This window comes from Embleya sp. NPDC008237 (assembly GCF_042956465.1).
Taxonomy (GTDB): Bacteria; Actinomycetota; Actinomycetes; order Streptomycetales; family Streptomycetaceae; genus Embleya.
The window spans coordinates 315,555-336,223 of record NZ_JBIBGL010000010.1 but is presented as its reverse complement, the minus strand read 5'-3'; the positions used below and the strand labels follow the sequence as shown (position 1 = coordinate 336,223).

Annotated in this window: 19 protein-coding genes; 15 read left to right on the top strand and 4 right to left on the bottom strand. The window is 72.5% G+C overall.

Annotation, left to right across the window (positions count from 1 at the left end; genetic code table 11):
* Window positions 1–89: 89 nt before the first annotated feature.
* The 5 genes from ACFZBU_RS26670 to ACFZBU_RS26650 all read left to right on the top strand — a co-directional run bounded on the left by ACFZBU_RS26670 (window position 90) and on the right by ACFZBU_RS26650 (window position 5,615).
* Window positions 90–1,835 carry an FAD-dependent oxidoreductase gene (locus ACFZBU_RS26670; RefSeq protein ID WP_391586184.1) on the top strand — a complete coding sequence of 582 codons (1,746 nt, stop codon included), beginning with the start codon at window positions 90–92 and terminating at the stop codon, window positions 1,833–1,835.
* Window positions 1,836–1,914: 79 nt separating this feature from the next.
* On the top strand, window positions 1,915–3,456 hold the full coding sequence (locus ACFZBU_RS26665; protein WP_391586183.1) for an FAD-binding oxidoreductase: 1,542 nt from the start codon (window positions 1,915–1,917) through the stop codon (window positions 3,454–3,456).
* Window positions 3,457–3,484: 28 nt separating this feature from the next.
* Window positions 3,485–4,171, top strand: a complete 687-nt coding sequence (locus ACFZBU_RS26660) for a glycerol-3-phosphate responsive antiterminator (RefSeq protein WP_391586182.1) — start codon at window positions 3,485–3,487, stop codon at window positions 4,169–4,171.
* Complete coding sequence (locus ACFZBU_RS26655) at window positions 4,168–4,476, top strand: putative quinol monooxygenase (RefSeq protein WP_391586181.1); 309 nt, start codon at window positions 4,168–4,170, stop codon at window positions 4,474–4,476. The genes ACFZBU_RS26660 and ACFZBU_RS26655 overlap by 4 nt, the downstream gene beginning before the upstream one ends.
* Window positions 4,473–5,615: a zinc-binding dehydrogenase gene (locus ACFZBU_RS26650; RefSeq protein WP_391586180.1), complete on the top strand. Its 1,143-nt coding sequence runs from the start codon at window positions 4,473–4,475 to the stop codon at window positions 5,613–5,615. Before ACFZBU_RS26655 ends, ACFZBU_RS26650 begins: the two co-directional genes overlap by 4 nt.
* Window positions 5,616–5,858: 243 nt before the next feature.
* Here the strand turns inward: ACFZBU_RS26650 and ACFZBU_RS26645 are convergent, their stop codons facing one another.
* The gene (locus ACFZBU_RS26645) at window positions 5,859–6,509 is read right to left on the bottom strand and encodes a DivIVA domain-containing protein (RefSeq protein WP_391586179.1); all 651 of its coding nucleotides are present in this window, start codon (window positions 6,507–6,509) and stop codon (window positions 5,859–5,861) included.
* A gap of 592 nt (window positions 6,510–7,101) precedes the next feature.
* Here ACFZBU_RS26645 and ACFZBU_RS26640 point away from each other — a divergent pair.
* Window positions 7,102–8,310 carry a Dyp-type peroxidase gene (locus ACFZBU_RS26640; protein WP_391586178.1) on the top strand — a complete coding sequence of 403 codons (1,209 nt, stop codon included), beginning with the start codon at window positions 7,102–7,104 and terminating at the stop codon, window positions 8,308–8,310.
* Window positions 8,311–8,456: 146 nt separating this feature from the next.
* The gene (locus tag ACFZBU_RS26635; RefSeq protein ID WP_391586177.1) at window positions 8,457–9,257 is read left to right on the top strand and encodes a family 1 encapsulin nanocompartment shell protein; all 801 of its coding nucleotides are present in this window, start codon (window positions 8,457–8,459) and stop codon (window positions 9,255–9,257) included.
* 64 nt (window positions 9,258–9,321) lie between these two features.
* On the opposite strand, the gene ACFZBU_RS26630 is transcribed toward ACFZBU_RS26635, so the two are convergent.
* Window positions 9,322–9,618 (bottom strand): hypothetical protein, encoded by a 297-nt coding sequence (locus tag ACFZBU_RS26630; protein WP_391586176.1) that lies wholly within the window; start codon window positions 9,616–9,618, stop codon window positions 9,322–9,324.
* Between the two features lie 189 nt (window positions 9,619–9,807).
* Complete coding sequence (locus ACFZBU_RS26625) at window positions 9,808–10,605, bottom strand: GNAT family N-acetyltransferase (protein WP_391586175.1); 798 nt, start codon at window positions 10,603–10,605, stop codon at window positions 9,808–9,810.
* A 293-nt stretch (window positions 10,606–10,898) separates the two neighbouring features.
* On the opposite strand from ACFZBU_RS26625, the gene ACFZBU_RS26620 reads away from it, so the two are divergent.
* The 5 genes from ACFZBU_RS26620 to ACFZBU_RS26600 all read left to right on the top strand — a co-directional run bounded on the left by ACFZBU_RS26620 (window position 10,899) and on the right by ACFZBU_RS26600 (window position 16,166).
* Window positions 10,899–12,353: a benzaldehyde dehydrogenase gene (locus ACFZBU_RS26620; RefSeq protein ID WP_391586174.1), complete on the top strand. Its 1,455-nt coding sequence runs from the start codon at window positions 10,899–10,901 to the stop codon at window positions 12,351–12,353.
* A gap of 271 nt (window positions 12,354–12,624) precedes the next feature.
* Complete coding sequence (locus ACFZBU_RS26615) at window positions 12,625–13,419, top strand: hypothetical protein (RefSeq protein WP_391586173.1); 795 nt, start codon at window positions 12,625–12,627, stop codon at window positions 13,417–13,419.
* Window positions 13,416–14,066: a hypothetical protein gene (locus ACFZBU_RS26610; protein WP_391586172.1), complete on the top strand. Its 651-nt coding sequence runs from the start codon at window positions 13,416–13,418 to the stop codon at window positions 14,064–14,066. The genes ACFZBU_RS26615 and ACFZBU_RS26610 overlap by 4 nt, the downstream gene beginning before the upstream one ends.
* Before the next feature lie 648 nt (window positions 14,067–14,714).
* Window positions 14,715–15,068: an ATP-binding protein gene (locus tag ACFZBU_RS26605; RefSeq protein ID WP_355529903.1), complete on the top strand. Its 354-nt coding sequence runs from the start codon at window positions 14,715–14,717 to the stop codon at window positions 15,066–15,068.
* A 501-nt stretch (window positions 15,069–15,569) separates the two neighbouring features.
* Complete coding sequence (locus tag ACFZBU_RS26600; protein WP_391586171.1) at window positions 15,570–16,166, top strand: hypothetical protein; 597 nt, start codon at window positions 15,570–15,572, stop codon at window positions 16,164–16,166.
* A 307-nt stretch (window positions 16,167–16,473) separates the two neighbouring features.
* Here ACFZBU_RS26600 and ACFZBU_RS26595 read toward each other — a convergent pair whose 3' ends face one another.
* Window positions 16,474–17,310: an undecaprenyl-diphosphate phosphatase gene (locus ACFZBU_RS26595; protein WP_391586249.1), complete on the bottom strand. Its 837-nt coding sequence runs from the start codon at window positions 17,308–17,310 to the stop codon at window positions 16,474–16,476.
* A 300-nt stretch (window positions 17,311–17,610) separates the two neighbouring features.
* On the opposite strand from ACFZBU_RS26595, the gene ACFZBU_RS26590 reads away from it, so the two are divergent.
* From ACFZBU_RS26590 to ACFZBU_RS26580, 3 genes are all read left to right on the top strand, one after another.
* Window positions 17,611–18,609, top strand: a complete 999-nt coding sequence (locus tag ACFZBU_RS26590; RefSeq protein ID WP_391586170.1) for a phosphotransferase family protein — start codon at window positions 17,611–17,613, stop codon at window positions 18,607–18,609.
* Between the two features lie 64 nt (window positions 18,610–18,673).
* Entirely contained in the window at window positions 18,674–19,015 is a 342-nt protein-coding gene (locus ACFZBU_RS26585; RefSeq protein ID WP_391586169.1) for an STAS domain-containing protein, read from the top strand.
* Window positions 19,012–19,932 carry an anti-sigma factor RsbA family regulatory protein gene (locus ACFZBU_RS26580; RefSeq protein WP_391586168.1) on the top strand — a complete coding sequence of 307 codons (921 nt, stop codon included), beginning with the start codon at window positions 19,012–19,014 and terminating at the stop codon, window positions 19,930–19,932. Before ACFZBU_RS26585 ends, ACFZBU_RS26580 begins: the two co-directional genes overlap by 4 nt.
* Window positions 19,933–20,669: the final 737 nt, after the last annotated feature.

Sequence of the window (20,669 nt, the reverse complement as noted above, 5' to 3'; positions counted from 1 at the left end):
GCCCCCGGCCGGCCGCGAGGCCACCCGCACCACGTACCACCCGGCGGTCCGGTCATCGAACCGCCGGACAGATCCCAGGAGTTGATGTTGTGATCACCTTGCCCGCCCGCAAGCCTCGGCGTGCGTCAGCGGCGGCCACGAGAGGGGAGCCACTGCTTCTCGACCGGAGCCGGGCCAAGCGCCGGCTCGCGGACCACGTGTTCGACGTGCTCGTGATCGGCGGCGGCGTCACCGGCGCGTACGCCGCACTCGACGCGGCCTCGCGTGGTCTGGACGTGGCCCTGGTGGAGAAGGACGACTTCGCCTCGGGTACCTCCTCCAAGTCGTCCAAGATGGTGCACGGCGGCCTGCGCTACATCGAGCAGGGCAACGTCAACCTGGTCCGGCACTCGCTGCTGGAGCGGCACCGCTTCCGCAAGAACGCACCGCACCTGGTGCACCGGCTGCCGTTCCTGTTCCCGATCCTGGAGAAGGAGGGCATCTTCGACGCCCGGCTGGCCAAGGGCTTCGAGGGCCTGCTGTGGACCTACGATTTGGTCGGCGGCTGGCGGATCGGCAAGCTGCACCAGCGGTTGACCGTCGACGAGGTGCTCGCGCACGCCCCCACGCTGCGTGCGGACCACCTCAAGGGCGGGCTGATGTACTTCGACGGCCGCGCCGACGACGCGCGGCTCGTGCTGACCATCGTGCGCACCGCCGCGGCGCTGGGCGCCACCGTGCTCAACGGCGCCAAGGTGGACCGGGTCCTGGACGAGCGCGGCCGTGCTGCGGGTGCCCGGGTCGAGGTGGACGGCGAGCGGTTCGACGTGCGCGCGTCGGCGGTGGTCAACGCGACCGGCGTGTGGAGCGACGCGGTCGACGCGATGGCCGACGCCGGGCACGCGCCGCAGGTACGGCCCGCCAAGGGCGTACACATCGTGGTCCCGTGGAGCAAGGTCCGGATCGACTGCACGGTCACCGTGCCCATCCCCGGCCGGGCCCGGCGGGCGACCTGCACACGCTGGGGCGACGCGGTCGTGCTGGGCACCACCGACGAGGACTACCAGGGGTCCGTCGACGACGTGCACTGCACACGCCCGGAGATGGAGTTCCTGCTCGAAGGCGCCAACACCGCGTTCGAGGGCAAGCTCACCCCGGACGACGTGGTCGGCAGCATCGGCGGGCTGCGTCCGCTGGTCGGCAAGAAGGAGGGCGCCACCCTCGACATGAGCCGCGACCACCACATCGCCGTCGGTCGCGGCGGCATGGTCACCGTCACCGGCGGCAAGCTCACCACCAGCCGGCACATGGGCGAACTGGTGATCGACAAGGTGATGGAGGTGCTCGGCCGCAAGGGCCGCAGCCGCACCGCCAACCTTCCGCTGATCGGCGGCGCCGGCTACGACGCCGAGGCGATCGCCGCCTCCGGCGGTCTGGCCGCACACCTGGGCGAGCGCTACGGCACCGAGGCCCGATTCGTCTCCGACCTGCTCGCCGAGGACGCCACGCTGGCCGAGCCGGTGGTCGCGGGCATGCCGTACATCCGGGCCGAGGTGGTCTACGCGGCCCGCTCGGAGCTGGCCCGCTCGGTGGACGACGTGCTCTCCCGGCGTACCCGCTCGCGCCTGTTCGCCCGCGACGCCTCCGCCGCCGCCGCACCCGAGGTCGGCCGCCTGCTCGGCGCCGAACTGGGCCTGTCCGAAGCGGAGATCGAGCGACAGGTCGCGGACTACCTCGCGGCCGTGCGGCACGAGAAGGCGGTCCTGCTCGGCGACTCCGAGACATCCGCGGCAGCCGCGCCGTCTCGGGCACCCAAGGCGTCCGCAGGCGCCGCCGCGCCCGCGAAACGCCCATGACCGGCGGCACGCACAGCACCCGCAGTACTCGCAGTACCCGCACCACCCGACGACTCGCCGGACCCGAAGGAGCACAGCAGTGATCAGCAGGCAGACCATTACCAACCCGTTCAACCGAGGCGACTACATCGTGGGCGCGCCCACCCCGCCCAAATGGGCCCGCAACACCCCGGTCGGCGACGGCGACGCCTCGCTCCAGGGCGCCGTGGTCGAGGTCCCCGAGTCGGTGATCGCGGACCTGCGCGGCGCGGCCAAGGCCGTGCACACCGACCGCGCCGACGTGGTCACCCGCACCCGCGACTGGTGGGCCGGCACCATGATCGGCGAGACCGACGGCCGCCCGGCCACCCCCGACGCGGTGATCGTCGAGGTGATCGACGCCGACCAGGTCGCCGACGTGCTGCGGATCTGCAACGCGGCCGGCATCCCGGTCACCGCCTCGGCCGGCCGCAGCAACGTCACCGGCGCGGCGCTGCCCGTGCACGGCGGCGTCGTGCTCGACCTGTGCGGACTGAACCGGATCCTCTCCTTCGACGCCGAATCGCTCGTCGTCGACGTGGAAGCCGGCATGTTCGGCGACCTGTTCGAAAAGGAACTCCAGGAGACCTACGGCGCCACCACCGGCCACTGGCCGTCAGCGTTCGCCGTCTCCACGGTCGGCGGCTGGATCGCCTGCCGCGGCGCCGGCCAACTCTCCACGCGCTACGGCAAGATCGAGGACATGGTCGTCGGCATCGACGTCGTGCACGCCGACGGCACGCGCGCCACCTACGGCGACTACCCGCGCGCTGCCACCGGCCCCGACCTGCGGCAGATCTTCATCGGTTCGGAGGGCACGCTCGGCGTGATCACCTCCGCCCGGATCCGGGTGCACCCGCTGCCCACGTACGCCAAGGCGCTCGCCTTCGGCTTCGAGACCTTCGCCGAGGGCCTGGACGCGTGCCGCAAGATCATGCAGCGCGGCGCGACCCCGGCCGTGCTGCGCCTGTACGACAAGCTGGAGAGCGGGGTGCACTTCGACCACCCCGAGACCAACCTGCTGCTGATCGCGGACGAGGGCGACTCGATCCTGGTCGACGCCATGCTGAAGGTCAGCGAGGAGGTCTGCCTCGCGTACGGTCCCGAGCTCGACAGCGACGCGGTGTTCGAGCGCTGGCTCAAGGACCGGATGCTGGTCGGCAAGTCCTCCGACGGCTTCACCCCCGGCCCCGGCTTCGTCGCCGACACACTGGAGATCGCCGGGTCGTGGACGGCCCTGGCCGAGGTGTACGACGAGGTGGTCGCGGCGATCCAGTCGGTGCCGGGCACGCTGGCCGCGTCCGCGCACCAGTCGCACGCGTACACCGACGGGGCGTGCGTGTACTTCTCGCTGCGCGGCGACGTGGACCGGCCCAAGCGGCGCGAGTGGTACCGCGCGGTGTGGGACGCGGCCAACGAGGTGCTGATCCGCCAGGGTGCGGCGCTGAGCCACCACCACGGCTGCGGCCTGCTCCGCGGCCCGTACCTGCCGGCCGCGCTCGGCGCCGGCTTCGACACGTTCGTCAAGGTCAAGGAGACCCTGGACCCGGCCGGAATACTCAATCCTGGCAAACTGGGCCTCCCCAACCGCTTCGATGCGTGAGGCGGCCGAGACCCAGCGCAGGTAGGTCATGAACGCCAGTCACCGCCCCGCGAGCGCGCCCCGGATGTCCTCCGTGCTGTCGTCCGCCTTCGTCGACGTACCGGTCATCGCGTCGATCATCGGACCCCAGCGATTGCAGAATTTCCTCGGCGCACCGGCGAAGGTGTGCATCCTCGCGTCCATCCCGGTCGGGCAGCTGCCGAACATCGTGCAGCTGCTCGGCAAAGCGGGCAAGACGGTGTTCGTCAACGTGGACAGCTGCCCGGGCCTGGCCCAGGACAAGGGCGCGCTGGAATTCCTCAAGGCCATGGGCGCGCACGGCATGGTCAGCACCCGACTCTCCCTGATGGAGAAGGGCCGCCCGCTCGGGCTGCTGACCATGCAGAAGGTGTTCGTCACCGACCGCTCGAACATGCGCCGCAGCACCGACGCGATCGCCCGCGGCGGACCGGATCTGGTCGAGATCATGCCGTCGCCGATCGTGGCCCGGATGACCCCCGAGGCCAAGCGCGCGATGTCGCCGTTCGTCGCGGCCGGCTTCGTGGAGACCGCCGAGGACGCGGCTGCCGCGCTCGCGCTCGGCGCGGTCGCGGTGGCCACGTCCGACCCCCGGCTGTGGGACCTGCGCCGCGACCGGCTCGCGGCGCTCGGCTCCTCGCCGTCTTCTTCGTCCGCCTCATCCGCTTCATCCGCAAGCAGGAGAAACACATCGTGAGTTTTGTTGTCGTCGCCCGCTACCGCACCAACCCCGACACGCAGGACCGGGTCCTCGCGCTGCTCGACGAGATGACCCGACGTTCGCTGGCCGAACCCGGCTGTCGCGGCTACCGCGTGCACCAGGGCGTCGAGGACGCGCGCACGATCGTGCTGTACGAGGAGTACGACGCCGAGGCCGACTTCGCCGCGCACTGCGCCTCCGAACACTTCCGCGACATCGTGCTCGGCCGGGTGGTACCGCTGCTGGAGAGTCGGGACGTCGTGCGACTGACCCCCCGGGCCGCGGTCGAGGCCGCCCAGTGAGGATCAACGCGGCCGTATTGCGCGGGATATCGCACGAGCGTCCGTACGGGACGAGCCGGCCGGTCGCGATCGAGGAACTCGAACTCGGCGACCCGCGCGAGGGCGAGGTGCTGGTCCGGATCGCCGCCGCGAGCCTGTGCCACTCCGACCTGTCCGTGGTCAACGGCGACCGGGTCCGGCCGCTGCCGATGGCGCTCGGGCACGAGGCGGTCGGCGTGGTCGAGGCGGTCGGGCCCGGCGTGGACCGGGTCACGCCCGGCGAGCATGTCGCGCTCGTGTTCGTGCCCAGCTGCGGCCACTGCACGCGCTGCGACGAGGGCCGGCCGGCGCTTTGCTCGGCCGCCGCGGCGGCCAACGGCTCGGGCGGGCTCCTGCACGGGCCCGCGCTGCTGCGGGATGCCGCGGGCGAGGTGGTGCACCACCAGCTCGGGGTCTCCGCGTTCGCCGAATTCGCGGTGGTGGCCCAGGAATCGGTGGTGCCGATCCCGCGCGACGTGCCGTTCGCGGTGGCCTCGATGTTCGGCTGCGCGGTGCTCACCGGCGCGGGCGCAGTGATCAACACGACGGCCGTCCGCCCCGGACAGTCGGTCGCGGTGTTCGGCCTCGGCGGGGTCGGACTCTCCGCGGTGCTCGGCGCGCGGGCGGCCGGCGCGTACCCGATCGTCGCGGTCGACCCGGTGCCGGCCAAGCGCGAACTCGCGCTGCGCCTGGGCGCCTCGCACGCCTACGACCCGGCCGACGCGGTCACCGCGATCCGCGACCTCACCGACGGCGGCTCGGACATCGCGATCGAGGCGGTCGGCAGCGCGGCCGTGGTCGCGGACTGCCTGGCTGCGGTGGACCGGGGCGGCCGCGTGGTCTCGGTCGGCCTGCCCGCACCCGGCCGCACGCTGGACGCGGTGCCGGCGTTGGCCTTCGCGGGCGAGGGCAAGTCGCTGATCGGCTCGTACATGGGCGACGCGGTGCCGCGCCGGGACATCCCCCGCTACCTGGCGCTGTGGCGCGCGGGCCTGATGCCGGTCGAGCACCTGCACACCGCGACGGTGCCGCTGACCGGCCTCAACGAGGCGATGGAGGCCCTGGCAAGCGGCGAGGCGATCCGGCAGGTGATCCGGACGGGGGCGGACGCGGTGGGGTGAGCGGGTGCCGGGGGCCTGGTCGGTCGGGGCGCCCAGCCCGGTTGGGGCCGGGGCCTGCGGACGGGGCTCACCCGGGTGGGGGCGGGCCCAGCCGGCTTGGGGCCGGGGCCCTGCCGACGGGGCTCGCCCTGATTGATTCCGCCGGGTCGCCGCAACGGGGCCCGCGGGGTCGTCCTCCCGACCCGCGCCGCCGCGGTATCCGTCGGCTCCGGCCGGGCCCGGCACGACCGGCGCCGCCCGCGGTCAGTCCCCGGCGGCGTCGTCCAGGCTGCGGCGGATCAGCAGGTCGGCGGTGCGGTCGCGCCATGCGTCCACCCGGGTGCGGTCGTAGCCGCGGCGGGTGATGTCGAAGCGGTCGGCGAGGACCTCCTCGGGAGACAGCCGCACCCGGCTCCGGAGGGCCTCGGCGACCCGGTTCACCAGGGCGTCGACCGCGTCCCGGTCGTAGCCGCGCCGGACCGGATCGAAGCGCTCGCCGGCCGGCCGCAGGGTCACCGCCTTCACGTCCGCCTCGGCCCGGGCGTCGGCGAACCGGTCGGCCGCCACACGGGCTTCGTCCGCGTCGACGCCCCGGTCCGCCGTCGGGTCCGCGGCCCACGGCCGGTCCGTACCACGCTTTTCTCGTGCGTCCGCGCCCCGTGAGCCGTTCGAGCCCCACGCCCCGGCACGGGCCGCCAGCCGGGCCTCGATCTCGTCGAGTGCGGCGTCCACCTCGTCCTCGTCGTAGCCCTCGCGCAGACGCACCGTCGCGAACTGTTGTTCGCGCACCTGGGCAGGCGTCAGCGGGACCGCGGCGGTGCCGTCCAGGCTGCTGCGCACCAACGCCAGGAACGCGTCCACGTCGGCGATCGCGTACCCCTCACGCAGCCGCGTCCGCGTGAAGTTCCACTGCATTCCCGCCCCCAAGCACTCGCCGGCCGGCCGGTCGACCTCGCTCGACCCCGCTCGCGAAGGCTACAACCGCCCCGGCGCCGCCGCCGGGGCAGCGAACGGCAGGAGCTGCTCGGCCGCATCGGGCCGGTCGGAGCAGGTTTGCCCGCGGTGCGATCCGTCGATGGTGCGGTGGTGCGGTGGGTGGTGAGTGACAGCGGTGCCGGGTCCGGTCGGCTGCCGTCGCGGTGGTTCACCGGGGCGGCGGCCGGGCGGCCCCGGCATGCGTTGCGTCGGCGTTCGCATCGGGACACGGGATCCGGCTGACCACCGTCGGACCGGGCTCGGTCCGGCACGCGACCCGGGCGGCGCCGGATTCCGACATCGGATACGGCGGGACGTGGGCGAGCCTGCTTCCACCGGGCCGTCGCGGACGTCACCATCGTCGACAACGGTATTTTCCATACCTCCGACACCGCCGGCACCTCCGGCACCTCCGCCCACATCCGCGGCGACACCGGGGTCGGCCCGATCGCCGGGGCCGCGCGCCGTCCGGCCCCGGTCGCCCGCGCCGTCATCCGTCACCAGCGTCGTCATCGGCGAGGAGCCACGCACCATGACCCAGCCGCGGGAGACCGCTCTGCCCCAGCCGCAATCGATCCTGGGCCCGCCCGCCAAGTCGGCGATGTTCCTGGTCCTGACCATCGACCCCGGCGTCGAGGCCGAGGACACCGTGCGGGACTTCCTGGCCGACCTGTCCGGACTGCGCCGTTCGGTCGGCTTCCGGATTCCGGACGGCGAACTGCGGTGCGTGGTCGGCATCGGCTCGCTCGCATGGGACCGGTTGTTCGCCGGGCCGCGTCCGGCGGAGCTGCACCCGTTCGAGGAGTTGGTGGGCGCCAGGCACCGCGCGGTGTCCACACCGGGCGACCTGCTCCTGCACCTGCGGGCACGGACGATGGACCTCTGCTTCGAGTTGGCCACGGTGATCACGGGCCGACTGGCCGGCGCGGCGACGGTGGTCGACGAGGTGCACGGGTTCAAGTACTTCGACCAGCGGGACCTGATGGGCTTCGTCGACGGCACGGAGAACCCGGAGGGCCAGGACGCGGTCGAGGCGATCACGGTCACCGCCGAGGACGACCCGGACTTCGCCGGCGCGAGCTACGTGATCGTGCAGAAGTACCTGCACGACATGCGCGCGTGGAACGCGCTCCCGGTGGAGGCGCAGGAGAAGGTGATCGGCCGGACCAAGCTCTCCGATCTCGAACTGCCCGACGAGATCAAGCCGATCGACTCGCACGTCGCGCTGAACACGATCACCGATCCGGACGGCACCGAACGCGACATCCTGCGCGACAACATGCCGTTCGGCACGGTCGGCAGCGGCGAGTTCGGCACGTATTTCATCGGGTACTCCGGCACGCCGAGCGTCACGGAGCAGATGTTGCGGAACATGTTCATCGGCAATCCGGTGGGCACCTACGACCGGATTCTGGACTTCTCGACCGCGATCACCGGTGGGCTGTTCTTCGTACCGACCGCGGACTTCCTGGAGGATCCGCCGGGAGCACCGACCGAGGCCCGCGGGGCGGCCGGGTCGATCGGGGCATTCGGGTCGGGCGGGTCGGACGCGGCGGAGGAGCCCTCGGGGCCGGGGTCGGTGCTGCTGCCCGCGCCGACGTCGGGCGCGTCCGGGGCCGCGGCCGTTCCCGGCGGGGGTCGGTCCGCCGACGGATCGCTGGGCATCGGGGGCCTCGGCGCGGGTGCCGGTGCGGGGGCGGGCGGGGGCGCGGGGGCCGGGCCCGGCCCCGGTTCCGTTTAGGCCGGAAAGGCGGCCCAGCCCCGAAAGCCGGTCCCGCCGCGCCTCGCCGTGCCAAGAGACCTCGCCATCCACCGCATCTCGCCGTCCCACCACCGCCACGCCGTCCCCACGCCGCCGTATCCATCCCGACAAAGGAGCGCCACCTCATGAACAACCTGCACCGGGAACTCGCCCCCGTCTCCGACGCCGCCTGGGCGGATCTGGAGGACGAGGCCAGACGTACGTTCAAGCGGCACGTCGCCGGCCGCCGGGTCGTGGACGTGCAGGGCCCGGACGGCAGCGAGACGGCCGGCGTGGGCACCGGTCACCTGACCGACCTCGCGCCGCCGGCCGACGGCGTACGGGCGCGCAGCCGGGACTTCCGTCCGCTGATCGAACTGCGCGTGCCGTTCACCGTGGCCCGCAGCGCGGTCGACGCGGTCGAGCGCGGAGCCAAGGACGCGGACTGGCAACCGGTCAAGGACGCCGCGCGCAAGATGGCGTTCACCGAGGATCGGCTGATCTTCGAGGGCTACGCGGCCGCGTCGATCGAGGGCATCCGGGCGGCGTCCGGCAACGCGCCGGTGACGCTGCCGGCGGCGGTGCGGGACTACCCCGACGCGGTCAGCCGCGCGCTCACCGAACTGCGCCTGGCGGGCGTCAACGGCCCATACCAGTTGGTGCTGGGCCCGGAGGCGTACACCGCAGTCAACGAGGCGGCCGATCACGGCTACCCGATCCGGCAACACCTGACCCGGATCCTGGGCGGCGAGCCGATCTGGGCACCCGCGATCGACGGCGCGTTCGCGCTGTCCACCCGAGGCGGCGACTACGAGTTGCGGTTGGGGCAGGACCTGTCGATCGGCTACCTGTCGCACGACGAGGACAACGTGCGGCTGTACTTCCAGGAGACGCTGACCTTCCTGATGTACACGGGCGAGGCCGCGATCGCGTTCGCTCGGCCGTAGCCGGGACGCGTAGCCGGGACACGAAGCCGGAAAGCCGGGGCCCGGCGGTCGGGGCCCGGCAGTCTCATTCGGGTGCCGAGAACAGCGCCTCGGTATCCCGCCGCAACAACGCGATCAACCGCTCCACCCGCTCCGGCGCGACCTCGAGCCGCCAACACAGCTCCCGGTCCGCCGGCGCGGCCGGTGCCACCACGACCCGCACCTCGTGTGCCGGTTCAGCCGCCCCGGGCGCCGCGTTGTGCCATCCGAGCAACGCCTGCGCCAACCGACGCGCGGGCCCTTCGACTTCCGGCAACTCGCCCACCACGGAAGCCCGTTCCAAGGGGTCGTCCCCGGGCCGCCTGGGAAACCAATTCTCCATACCCGCCATGCTCACAGCCCACTCTCCCGACCAACCCGCACCACACGCGGTCCGATCGGGTTCTCCTGCGGTCGAGGGGGCGTGGACGGAGGATGCACAGGTCGAAGGTGCGCAGGTCGAGGGGGCGTGGACGGAGGATGCACAGGTCGAAGGTGCGCAGGTCGAGGCTGCGCAGGTCGAGGAGTTGCGTCAGACCGGGTCGGTCTGGAGTTGGATTTGGGTTTCGGTGTCGGTGAAGCCGAGGGCTCGGTAGAGGTCGATGGCCAGGTAGGTGGGGTCGGCGACGATGACCAGGGTTTCGGTGGACCAGTGGGCCTGAGCGTGTCGGGCTGCGGCGTGGACCAGGGTGGAGGCCAGGCCCTGGTTGCGGTGGGCCGGGTGGGTGGTGACGGTTTGGTAGCGGGCCAGGCCCTGGGCGTCGGTGAACAGGCCCAGGCCGGCGCGGAGTCGGCCGTCCTCGAAGGCGCCGAACCAGGCTCCGTGGCCGCGGGCCTGGAGGTCGCGGAAGCCGGCGACGCGGTGGGTGACGAATTCGCGGTAGGCGGCGGGGTCGAAACCGGGGTTGGTGGCTTCGCTGAGGGCCACCGCCTGGGCCCAGTCGCCGTCGGTTTCGGCGATCCGGACGGTTGCGGCGGTGTTGGGGCGCGCGGGTGCGTGGAGCGTCGTCGCGGTCAGGACGGTGCTGCGTTCGACCGACAGGCCGGCGGCGGCCAGGTCGGTCGGGTCGCCGGCCGCCCCGGTCGTGCCGTCGACGCCGAGTGCGACGTGGGCCGCGTCGGGGAATTCGCGGCGGAAGGTGTCGATCCACGCGGCGGCCGTGCCCGGGGACGGCGGCGCGGCCAGGAGGAGGAAGTTGCCCCAGTGGAAGGTGGGGTTGGCCGGCGTCCGGACGACCAGGTGATCGTCGCGCTCCTCGACGTGGCTGCCCTGGAGGGTGAGCAGCATCAGGTCGGTGCGGTAGGCCAGGGAGGTCACGGTCGCGTTCATCGAGCCACCCCATCACATGGGGCAGCCGCCCGGGCAGCCATTTTCGGCCCGTGCGATCGGGGGCACGGGGCCGCAGTGTGACGAGGCGTCGGGGCTGCGGGGAGAGCGGGGGCAGCGGGGGCGGCGGCGACGGGAGGAACGGCGCTTCCGCTCAGTGGAAGGAATGCGCTCGCCGTAAGGGGATCCGTAGCAACATCCGGGACGTATTCGGCAGTTCGAAGCTCCGAACCACACCTGCCGCGCCCCGCAGCCCACAAGGCCCCGCCGTGCGGCCGATCGCCTGGAGGACGCACATGTTCCTTGCCGCCGATGCCTGGACCGCACACATCTTCGACGGGCGCTGGGTTTCCGGCGCGGGCGGGACGTACGAGGCCGTCGAACCCGCGACCGGGAACGTACTGGGCGTGGTCGGCGCCGCCGATCCCGCCGACGTCTCCCGGGCAGCGACCGCCGCGGCCGGCGCGCAGGTCGACTGGGCGGCGCGTCCGCACGACGAGCGCGCCGCGGTACTGCGTCGTGCCGGGCTGCTGTTCGAGCGGCATGCCGAGGAGATCGAGGGCTGGTTGGTGCGCGAGGCCGGTTCGGTACCGGCCAAGGCGGCCCTCGAGGTGCGCTTCGCCGCTGCCGAGTGCTTCGAGGCCGCGGCGCTCGCCTCGCACCCGCAGGGACTGGTGCTGCCCTCGGCCCAACCGCGATGGAGCTTCGCGCGGCGCCGTCCCGCCGGGGTGGTCGCGGTGATCGCGCCGTTCAACTTTCCGCTGATCCTGTCCATCCGCTCGGTCGCCCCCGCCCTCGCGCTGGGCAACGCGGTACTGCTCAAGCCCGATCCGCGTACGGCGGTCGGCGGCGGCGTGGTCCTGGCCCGAGTCTTCGAGGAGGCCGGGCTGCCCGCCGGCGTCCTGCACCTGCTGCCGGGCGGAGCCGAGACGGGTGCGGCCCTGGTCGAAGCGCCGGAGGTACGCATCGTCTCGTTCACCGGATCCACCGCGGCCGGACGCCGGATCGGCGAGACCTGCGGACGCCTGCTCAAGCGCGCCCACCTCGAACTCGGCGGCAACAACGCGCTGATCGTGCTGCCCGGCGCCGACCCGGACAAGGCCGCAGCGGCCGGCGCGTGGGGCTCGTTCCTGCACCAGGGCCAGATCTGCATGACCACCGGCCGGCATCTCGTCCACGAGAGCCTGCACGCGGACTACGTGGCGGCGCTCGCCGAGCGGGCCGATCGGCTTCCGGTCGGCGATCCCGCGAGCAAGGACGTCGCGCTCGGCCCGATCATTGACGAGCGGCAACTGCTCCGTATCGACGCGCTCGTGCGGGACACGGTGGCGGCGGGCGCGCGGCTGGCCGCCGGGGGTAGTTACGAGGGGCTGTTCTATCGGCCGACGGTGCTGGCCGACGTACGGCCGACGATGCCGGCGTACGCGGACGAGGTCTTCGGACCGGTTGCGCCGGTCGTACCGTTCGGCACGGTCGAAGAAGCGATCGCGCTTGCGCGGGACAGCGAGTACGGGCTGTCGCTCGGCATCCTGGGCGACGTCGGTCTGGCGATGCGGGTCGCGGACGCGGTACCCACCGGTCTGGTGCACATCAACGACCAGACGGTCAACGACGAGGCGAACGCACCGTTCGGTGGCCAGGCTGCGTCCGGCACGGGCGCACGCTTCGGCGGCCCGCACGCCAACCTCGACGCCTTCACCGAAACCCAGTGGCTGACGGTGCGGGGTGACATCGCACCGCATCCGTTCTGAGGGGCATTCGTTCCAGTCGCAGTCGCAGTCGCAGTCGCAGTCGCAGTCGCAGCCGAAGGCTGAGGCGGACGGGGCGCGGATGCGGACGCGGCCCGGGGCGCGGTACGGCCTGGCCGTGGCCACCACCCGCGACCCGGTCCGCGTCCGCGCTTCGTCCTTCGCGCCTGGCGCCTCGCGCCCATGCGTGTTCGCCGACCCGTGGCGGGCGTGGGGATCGGGGTCGGATGTGGCAGGCTCGTGGGTCTACGCTCCGCGATCCGAAAGCAGGACCATGTCCGGCACTAACCACCTCGCCCAGGCCGACCAAGCAATGCGCGAGGGACGCATGGATGCCGCCGTCAAGCTCTACCTCGAAGCCGCCGACGCCGGCGTGCCGGAGGCTCGTCGCAAGGCCGGCGAGCTGATGTTCGCGGGAGGCGACGAGACCGCCGAGGCGATCCTGCGGGAGGCGTTGGCGGAGGGGGACGTCGAGGCGGTGGACGCGCTCAGCGAACTGCTGGAGGTCACCGGCCGGGCGGACGCCGCCGTCGACCTGCTGATCGAGCGGCATCGGCTCGGCGAGACGCAGTGGGCGCTGCCGATCGCGAACCTGCTGGCCGACGCGCTGGACGAGCCCGAGGCGGCCGAGCGGTGGTACGTCTCCGCGCTCGAAGCCGGCGATCCCGACGCGCCGAACGACTTCGCCGCCTTCCTTCAGGACTTCGACCGCGCCGCCGAGGCCGAGGCGTTGCTGCGCCCGGCGGCCGAGGCCGGCGACGAGTTCGCCATGGCCAACCTCGGCCGGCTGCTGCTCAACGGCGACGCGGTCGACGACGGCATCGCGTGGCTGACCCGGGCGGTCGCGGCGGGCCAGGAGGACGCGCTGGTCGACCTCGGCGACGCCGAACTCGACGCGGGTCGGATCGGCGACGCACGCGAGCACATCCGGCGGGCGCTCGACTCGGGCATCGACGGCTCGCGCCTGCTGTACGCGCACCTGCTCGACCGTGAGGGCGCGGACCGGAGCGAGGTCGAGGCCGCCTACCGCGCCGCGGTCGAGGCGGGCGACGTGGAGGTCGAGGGATGAGGCGCGCGGCGCTGGGGGTGACCCTGGCCGCGCTGATAGCCGTCGGCGCGTGCGGCCCCGCCGACGACAAGGACGCCGAGGCCGCCAAGGCCGGGTCGTCCGCGACGCCGTCGCCCACGCACTCGGCCAGGCCCGGCGAGATCCGCGACCCCAAGGCGCACATCTCGTACGTGCTGCCCCAGGGCTGGTACGCCAAGCCGCCGGACACCGCGGTCGGCCTGTACTCCTCGGTCGCCTCCACCGTCGACCCCAAGACCGCCGACCCCACGGCCAAGCCCACCGCCGACCCGAAGAACCCGCTCGGGACGTTCATGGTCGGCGTGGTGGACACGAAGGCGTACGTGTCCAAACCGCGCACGATGCCGGAGGTGGCCGAGACCGTGGGCCGGGCCCAGCTCGAACTGATCTACCCGGCCAAGGCCCAGGACGCGGTCCGCTCCAACGAGGCGGCCCGAATCGACGGCCGCAACGCGTGGCTGATGGACATCGAGTGCACCCCCGAGGACAAGAACGTGGCCCCGTTCCGGCTCCGGGTCACCGTGATCGACACCGGGGTGGTACCGATCTACCTGTTGTCCTCGGCGCCGAGCAGCGCCACCGAACGGTTCGGCGAGATCGAGTCGCTCGAACGCTCGGTGCGGTTCTGACGGAGGGCAGGGCGGGTGCGGTGGGCCGTGCGGCGCGGCGCGGCGCAGGGTGGTGCGATGCGGTGCCGTGCCGTGCCTTGAGCACCGGCCTCGACACGCCGGCCCACCCGTCACCTGCCACCGGCCACCCCCGTCACCTCCCATCCGCCTGCGGTGCCGGTGCGGCCGCCCGAAGCCGGCGTCCACGCGCAGCGAAAGCACGCCCCCACGCGCCGTTCGGCCCGTCCGCCGTGCGCCCTTCCGCGCCTGTGCACGCCTGCTCGGCGCGCCCGGGCCCGGCCGCTTTTTCGTCGGCGTCCCGACGTCGCGCGCTCCCGTCGTGTCGCCGGTAAGGTGGCTGTGACCTGCGGATTCGGTGAACTTCCGGGCTCGGATGGCGGGTTGGCGTCATACGCGCGGCTTGTCCGACGCGATTCGCGGTTTTCTTTGCCAAGCGATCCGCCCGGAAGGCGCTCGGATTCGGTAACTTCCAAGTGGTTCACCGATCTTGCCGCGGTTCTTACCAGATCGCGGACGTTCGGCGACCGATAATCGCAGTTCGGGCCCGTTTCCAGGGTGTATTCGATCACGGTGCTCTCAGCAGCCCGACCGACTGGAGGGGGAGACGTGGCCACCACCGTGTCCAGAACGCGCTCGACTGTACGGCTCGTGTCGAAACCGCAAACGGTCTCCGCCGCTCGCGCGCACGTGCGCCGCTTTTGCGAACGGGTCGGCTTCGAGTCCGACGACCCGGTCCGGGTCACCTCCGAGCTGGCCTCGAACGCGGTCGAACACGCCGGGGACTACGGCGACTACGAGGTCTCCGCCTCGCTGCACGGCCGGGTCCTGTGGGTGGAGGTACTCGACTGCCTGCCGTGCTCGCTGCCGTCTCCCGTGGAGGTACTGGAGGACGCGGAGGCCGGCCGCGGCCTGCTCGTGGTCGCCGCGCTCACCCAGCGGTTCAAGGTGGAACTGCGCAGCAGCGGACGCAAGGCGGTGTGTGCCGGGTTCGAGGAGGACTGAGCCCTCCCGGTACGGTCGGACCCGTACCGGCGCGCAGGCGTACGGGCGGTGCGGCGATCACGCGCGGACGGTCGCGTCGGCGCGGACGACCGCCGCCCGCCCGCCCGCCTCCACGCCGATCGACGTGTCGTGACGGAGGAGGACGGGGCCCGGATGGTGTTCGGCAGGCGCAGAGCGCGACCCCAGGCGGAACCGCCCGCTATACCGGGGCCGGGGTCGGCGCCGAACTCGAACTCGAACTCGGATTCGATGCCGGGGTTGGGGACGGGGCCGATGGCCGATCCGAGCGGGTCGTCTACGCCCGAGCCTCGGCCGAACTCCTCCGATGCCCGGCCTACCGCGCGCACCGCGGACCTGGCAGACGGCGTAGACGTGGCAGGCCCGGCAGGCCCGGCACGTCCCACTGGCACCCCGGGCTCCGCGACTGCCGAGTCGCACGGGCCGACGTCTGCCGACGCGACCGACGCGACCGACGCGACGGATTCGGCCGACTGGCAGAGCGTGAGCGCGTTCACGTACGGCTCGCTCGCCTCCTCGTCCCCAGCCGCCGCCAAGTCCCCGACGGGTTCCCGGGTCGGGATCCGCATCCTCCGCGGTGGCGGATCGGGCGGGTTCTTCACCCCGTGCGCGTTCGCCGGCGCCGACCGCCGCTCGCTGTACCTGCCCGACGGCAGCCTGCTCTGCACGGTGGACGCCGCCGAGACGGTCGACGGTGTACGGCACGACCGGGTCCGGGCCGCCGACGGCGAACCCGTCGGTACCATCCGCCGGATCCCGCCCGCCCGTCGACTGCTCAAGCACACGTGGCGGATCGACCAACCCGGCCGGCCCGAGATAGTCGGCCGCAACCTCTTCGCCACGACCGATCCGCGCAGGTTGGCGGCGCACACGGCGGACACCGCGCTCAGCCTCACCTTCGACACCCTGCTCTCCGGCGACGACGGTTCGCTCGGCCCGGTCCGCCCGCGCGTGCTCGCCTGGAAGGCCGCCGGCGAACTGGTGATGACCACGGACGGACGCCATCAACCGGTCCGCGTCCTGGCCCCATGGGTGGACCGCCGATTGGCCTTCGTCTTCGCCATGCTCGGCGACGAGTGACTGACGAGCGGATACCGAGAGAGCGATCAGCGCCCGCTGCGTTCGCCGGGACTCGGCAAGTACCCGCCGCGCCTGCCGGGACTCCGCAAGGGCCTGCCGCGTTTGCCGGGACTGGACTCGGCAAGTGTCTGCCGCGCCTGCCGGGATTCGGCATCCACGGGCACGCGAGGGCACCCACCCGGGATGTCGCTTCGCGACCGTGCGCCAACGTGCGACGCCCGCGCCCGCCGGGTGGGGTACGCGGCGGACCCGGGCGTCGTGATGTCGGGAGGATCGGGCCCCGGGGGCGCCGAAGGTGGGTGGGAACCTACTCGGTCGCTCCCGCCGTCGGCTCCAGCGCGCCGAAGACCACCAGGCCCAGGACGACCAGGCCCAGGACCACGCGGTAGGCGACGAACACCGTGAAGCTGTGCGTGCTGATGTACTTCAGGAACCACGCGATCGCCGCGTAGCCGACCACGAACGCGACCACGGTGGCCAGGATCGTCGGCCCCCACGCCGGTGCCGGACCCTCGCCGATCTTGAACAGTTCGAGGCCGCCGGAGGCCAGTACGGCCGGGATGGCCAGCAGGAACGAGTACCGCGCCGCGACCTCGCGCCGATATCCCATCAGCAGGCCCGCCGTGACCGTGCCGCCCGAGCGCGAGACGCCGGGAATCAGCGCGAGCGACTGGGCGAAGCCGTAGATCAACGACTCCTTGCCGTTGAGCTTGTCCATCCCCCGGTTGTTCAGCGCCATCCGGTCCGCGAACAGCAGGATCAGGCCGAACACGACCAGCGTCGTACCGATCAGCCGCAGATCGCGGAACGTGGTCTCGATGGTGTCCTGGAACACCAGGCCCAGGATCCCGATCGGCAACGTGCCGACGATGATGTACCAGCCCATGCGCGCGTCGAGTTCGCCGCGCAGGGACGGGGTGTACAGCGACTTCACCCAGGTCGAGACGATCTTGCCGATGTCCTTGCGGAAGTAGATCAGGACGGCGGTCTCCGTCCCGATCTGGGTCACGGCGGTGAACGCCGAGCCCGGGTCCTCCCAGCCGGCGAACGCCGACACGATGCGCAGGTGTGCGCTGGAGGAGATCGGCAGGAACTCGGTGAGCCCCTGGACCAAGCCGAGTACAACGGCCTCGAACCAACCGATCACCGGACGACTCCGAGGGACGAAAGAGGGATGCGGATCATGCCGGCAACGGTAGCGGCGGCCTACGGTGCGTCAGGTGGACATCACATGGCCGAAGTTGGACGGAACGGTAACGGCCGAGCCGCCGGTCCGAATCCGTTCCTGGTGGCGCGGCCGCGCGAGGGGCGGGCGTCGGAGGGAGGCCTGCCCGGCGCGGGGATGGCCGCCGGCGCGGACGGGCTGTCGGAGGAAGGCGCATGAGCCGGGATGTGGGCCGATATACGTTTGCCCGGAGCCGGGCGTGATCGGAATCCTGGGGGCATGAGCGATCAGGGCGCCGCCGCCGAGGCCCCACCCACCCCGCGGGCCGCCCGGCCACGCCCGGAGGTTCCAGCGCCGCCCGCTGCCGCCGGTGCCCGGATGCCGTGGGAGGCCGCGCCGGCCGGACTGCGCGCCGCCGTCGAGGCGCGGCTCGGCGCATCGGTCGTCCGCGCCGTCACCCAGGTCGGCGGGTTCTCGCCCGGCGTCGCCGCCCGTGTCGAACTCGCGGACGGCCGGCGTGCCTTCGTCAAGGCGGTCGGCGTCGAAGCCAACCCCGACTCGCCCGACCTGCACCGCGCGGAGGCCCGGATCTCCGCCGCGCTGCCGGCCGAAGCCCCCGTACCGCGCCTGCTCGCCCTGGTCGACCTGGACGGCTGGGTCGCGTTGGCGTTCGAGGACGTCGACGGACACACGCCCGCGCAGCCGTGGCGCCCCGAGGACCTCGAACGGGTCCTGACCGCCCAGTCCGAACTCGCCGCCGCACTGGATCCGTCGCCCGTTCGGGTACCCGCGGTGGCCGAATCGTTCGCCGAAACGTTCGGCGCCTGGGCGCGTGGTTTCGATCCCGAGCCGTTCGGGCCCTGGACGCGCGCCCACGTCGATCGGCTCGCCGCGCACGAGGCGTACTGGTCGACCGCCGCCGAGGGCACCGCGCTTGTACACCGCGACCTGCGCGCGGACAACATCCTGCTCACCGCGGACCGGGTCGTGTTCGTCGACTGGCCGTGGGCCGTACTCGGCGCGGCGTGGTTGGACGTGGTTCTGATGGCACCGAGCGTGATCATGCACAACGGCGAGCCGGCCGTCGACCTGATCGAGGCCCACCTCGCGGCGCGGCGGGTGGACCCGGACCGGATCACCGCCGTCCTCGCCGCCGCGGCCGGATTCTTCGCCGAGAGATGTCTGCGGCCCGCCCCGCCCGGACTGCCGACGGTGCGAGCGTTCCAGCGGGCACAGGCGCACGGCGCACTCCTGTGGTTGCGACGACGCCTGGGGTGATCGGTGTCGGACGGCTGGTGTCGGGTAGCTTGCTCAGAACGATCGGTGGTGGGGAGGGACGAGCATGAGTGTCGACTACACGGACAGCGTGCTCCGGGTGGAGCGGACCTCGCCGCCACTGGGTGTGCGCCTGTTCGGCGAGGTCGACCTCGACAACTGCGCGCACGTGCGCTCGGCCCTGGTCGCGCAGAGCGCAAGTGGTACGGGTGACCTCTACGTCGACGTGTCGTCGCTGAACTTCATCGACGTCGCCGGCATCCGTACGTTGGTCGAGGCTGCGGTGCGGATTCAGCCCGGGAGACGCCTGGTTCTGCGTTGCGTTTCCGAGGATCTGTGCGTGCTCGTTCGGCTTGCCGGATGGGACCGGGTCCCGGGCTTGGTATTGGAGAAGGTGAAGACCGGATGACGACGGCCACGATGTTCCGGCACGACGCCTTGCTCTACGCGGGCATCGACGAGTTCGTCGAGCGTACCGCCGGCTTCGTCCGAGCCGGTCTGGCCGACGGCGAGGCGGTCGGTGTCGCGGTGATCGAGCCGCGGGCCGGCGCGCTGCGCAAGGAACTGGGCGCCGACGCCGATCGGGTGGCCTGGATCGACATGGAGCGGGTGGGCCGCAATCCGGCCCGGATCATCCCGGTCTGGCAGGACTGGGCGGAGAGCAACGGCGCCCGCGTGTTCCGCGGCATCGGCGAGCCGATCTGGGCCGGTCGCAGCCCCCAGGAGATCGTCGAGTGCCGACACCACGAGGCGCTGCTCAACCTGGCGTTCGACGACGTGGCGTGGCAACTCCTGTGTCCGTACGACGTATCCGCGCTCGACGCGGAAGTGATCGACGGCGTGCGGCACTCGCATCCGCGGGTGCTGGCCGGCGCGGCCGAACGTGGCGGGATACGCCTCGCCGCAGGTGACTTCGCCGCGACCCTGACCGGGCCGGCGCTGCCCGCGGTGCCCGGGCACGCCGACCGTCTGGCGTTTCGCTCCGGCGAACTGGCCGGTGTGCGCTCCCTGGTCCGCCGCGCCATGGGCAACGCGGCGCGCGCGCAGGTGAACCACGCGATCCTGGCCGTCAGCGAGATCGCGGGCAACAGCATCGTGCACGGCGGCGGCCACGGCACGGCCACGGTCTGGATCGAGGACGCCTCGTTCGTCTGCGAAATCCACGACGCGGGCCACATCGTCGACCCACTCGCCGGCCGCCACCGCCCCACCCCCGATCAGGACGGCGGCCGGGGCCTGTGGATGGCCAACCAAATCTGCGACCTGGTGCAAATCCGCTCAACGGCGGCAATGGGAACAACCGTGCGGCTGCGCCTGTCACGGTAGGGCGCCCCTCCGGGGGCCGCCCGCCCCGGCAAGAGCCGTTGCCACAGCTGCGGGACGTCCCCGATCAGTGGCCACTCGCGGGGGCGGCCGAACCCTCGGCGGACTCGGACCCGGACGCGGACTCGGACGCGGACTCGGATGTGGTCGCGGACTCGGTCGCGGACCCGGATGCGGTCGCGGACCCGGACGCGGACTCCGACCCGGACCCGGACGTGGCGAGAGGCGCGGGTCGGGGCGGGCGAGGGCGCCGGCGAAGGACAAGCCCGCAGGCGGCGGACGGTACCCGGGCCAGCCCCACAGCCCCGCCGGGTGGTGACCACCACGCCCCCTCGACACGCCATCACATTTCGACGGCGGGCGGGCCCCAGCCGCGCGCCCGGCGCTTGCCTCGCTCCCGCAGCGTCGCGTACCCGATGCTTCCGCTGCACCGCGCGTTCCGCGGGGCGGGTCGCGGGGGGTGCAGGGTGGTGCGGGGGTGCTGGGTGCGTCGACGCCTCGGCGCGCAGTCCTTCGACCGACTGCGGACTCGACCCGGTTGGGCCCACGGTTTCTGGAGACGAACCTCGCGCCTCGACGGGGCGCGGGGTCAGGTCGTGTGATGCTCGTGTCGGTCCGTGATGCTGCGCGCCCGGCGCTTCCACTCTGTGCAGAGGCGGGGTGGGCGGGGGTGTTTCGGCGACACGGCGTGGTTCTCACCGACGTTGCCGGTCAACCGATCGCGGAGTCGGCCCGGCCGG

What these genes read in the sequence shown, in the direction of transcription:
- ACFZBU_RS26660 (WP_391586182.1), top strand. Translation starts at nt 3,485, where the DNA reads ATGAACGCCAGTCACCGCCCCGCGAGCGCGCCCCGGATGTCCTCCGTG.
- ACFZBU_RS26645 (WP_391586179.1), bottom strand. Translation starts at nt 6,509, where the DNA reads ATGCAGTGGAACTTCACGCGGACGCGGCTGCGTGAGGGGTACGCGATC.
- ACFZBU_RS26640 (WP_391586178.1), top strand. Translation starts at nt 7,102, where the DNA reads ATGACCCAGCCGCGGGAGACCGCTCTGCCCCAGCCGCAATCGATCCTG.
- ACFZBU_RS26635 (WP_391586177.1), top strand. Translation starts at nt 8,457, where the DNA reads ATGAACAACCTGCACCGGGAACTCGCCCCCGTCTCCGACGCCGCCTGG.
- ACFZBU_RS26630 (WP_391586176.1), bottom strand. Translation starts at nt 9,618, where the DNA reads ATGGAGAATTGGTTTCCCAGGCGGCCCGGGGACGACCCCTTGGAACGG.
- ACFZBU_RS26625 (WP_391586175.1), bottom strand. Translation starts at nt 10,605, where the DNA reads ATGAACGCGACCGTGACCTCCCTGGCCTACCGCACCGACCTGATGCTG.
- ACFZBU_RS26620 (WP_391586174.1), top strand. Translation starts at nt 10,899, where the DNA reads ATGTTCCTTGCCGCCGATGCCTGGACCGCACACATCTTCGACGGGCGC.
- ACFZBU_RS26615 (WP_391586173.1), top strand. Translation starts at nt 12,625, where the DNA reads ATGTCCGGCACTAACCACCTCGCCCAGGCCGACCAAGCAATGCGCGAG.
- ACFZBU_RS26610 (WP_391586172.1), top strand. Translation starts at nt 13,416, where the DNA reads ATGAGGCGCGCGGCGCTGGGGGTGACCCTGGCCGCGCTGATAGCCGTC.
- ACFZBU_RS26590 (WP_391586170.1), top strand. Translation starts at nt 17,611, where the DNA reads ATGAGCGATCAGGGCGCCGCCGCCGAGGCCCCACCCACCCCGCGGGCC.
- ACFZBU_RS26585 (WP_391586169.1), top strand. Translation starts at nt 18,674, where the DNA reads ATGAGTGTCGACTACACGGACAGCGTGCTCCGGGTGGAGCGGACCTCG.
- ACFZBU_RS26580 (WP_391586168.1), top strand. Translation starts at nt 19,012, where the DNA reads ATGACGACGGCCACGATGTTCCGGCACGACGCCTTGCTCTACGCGGGC.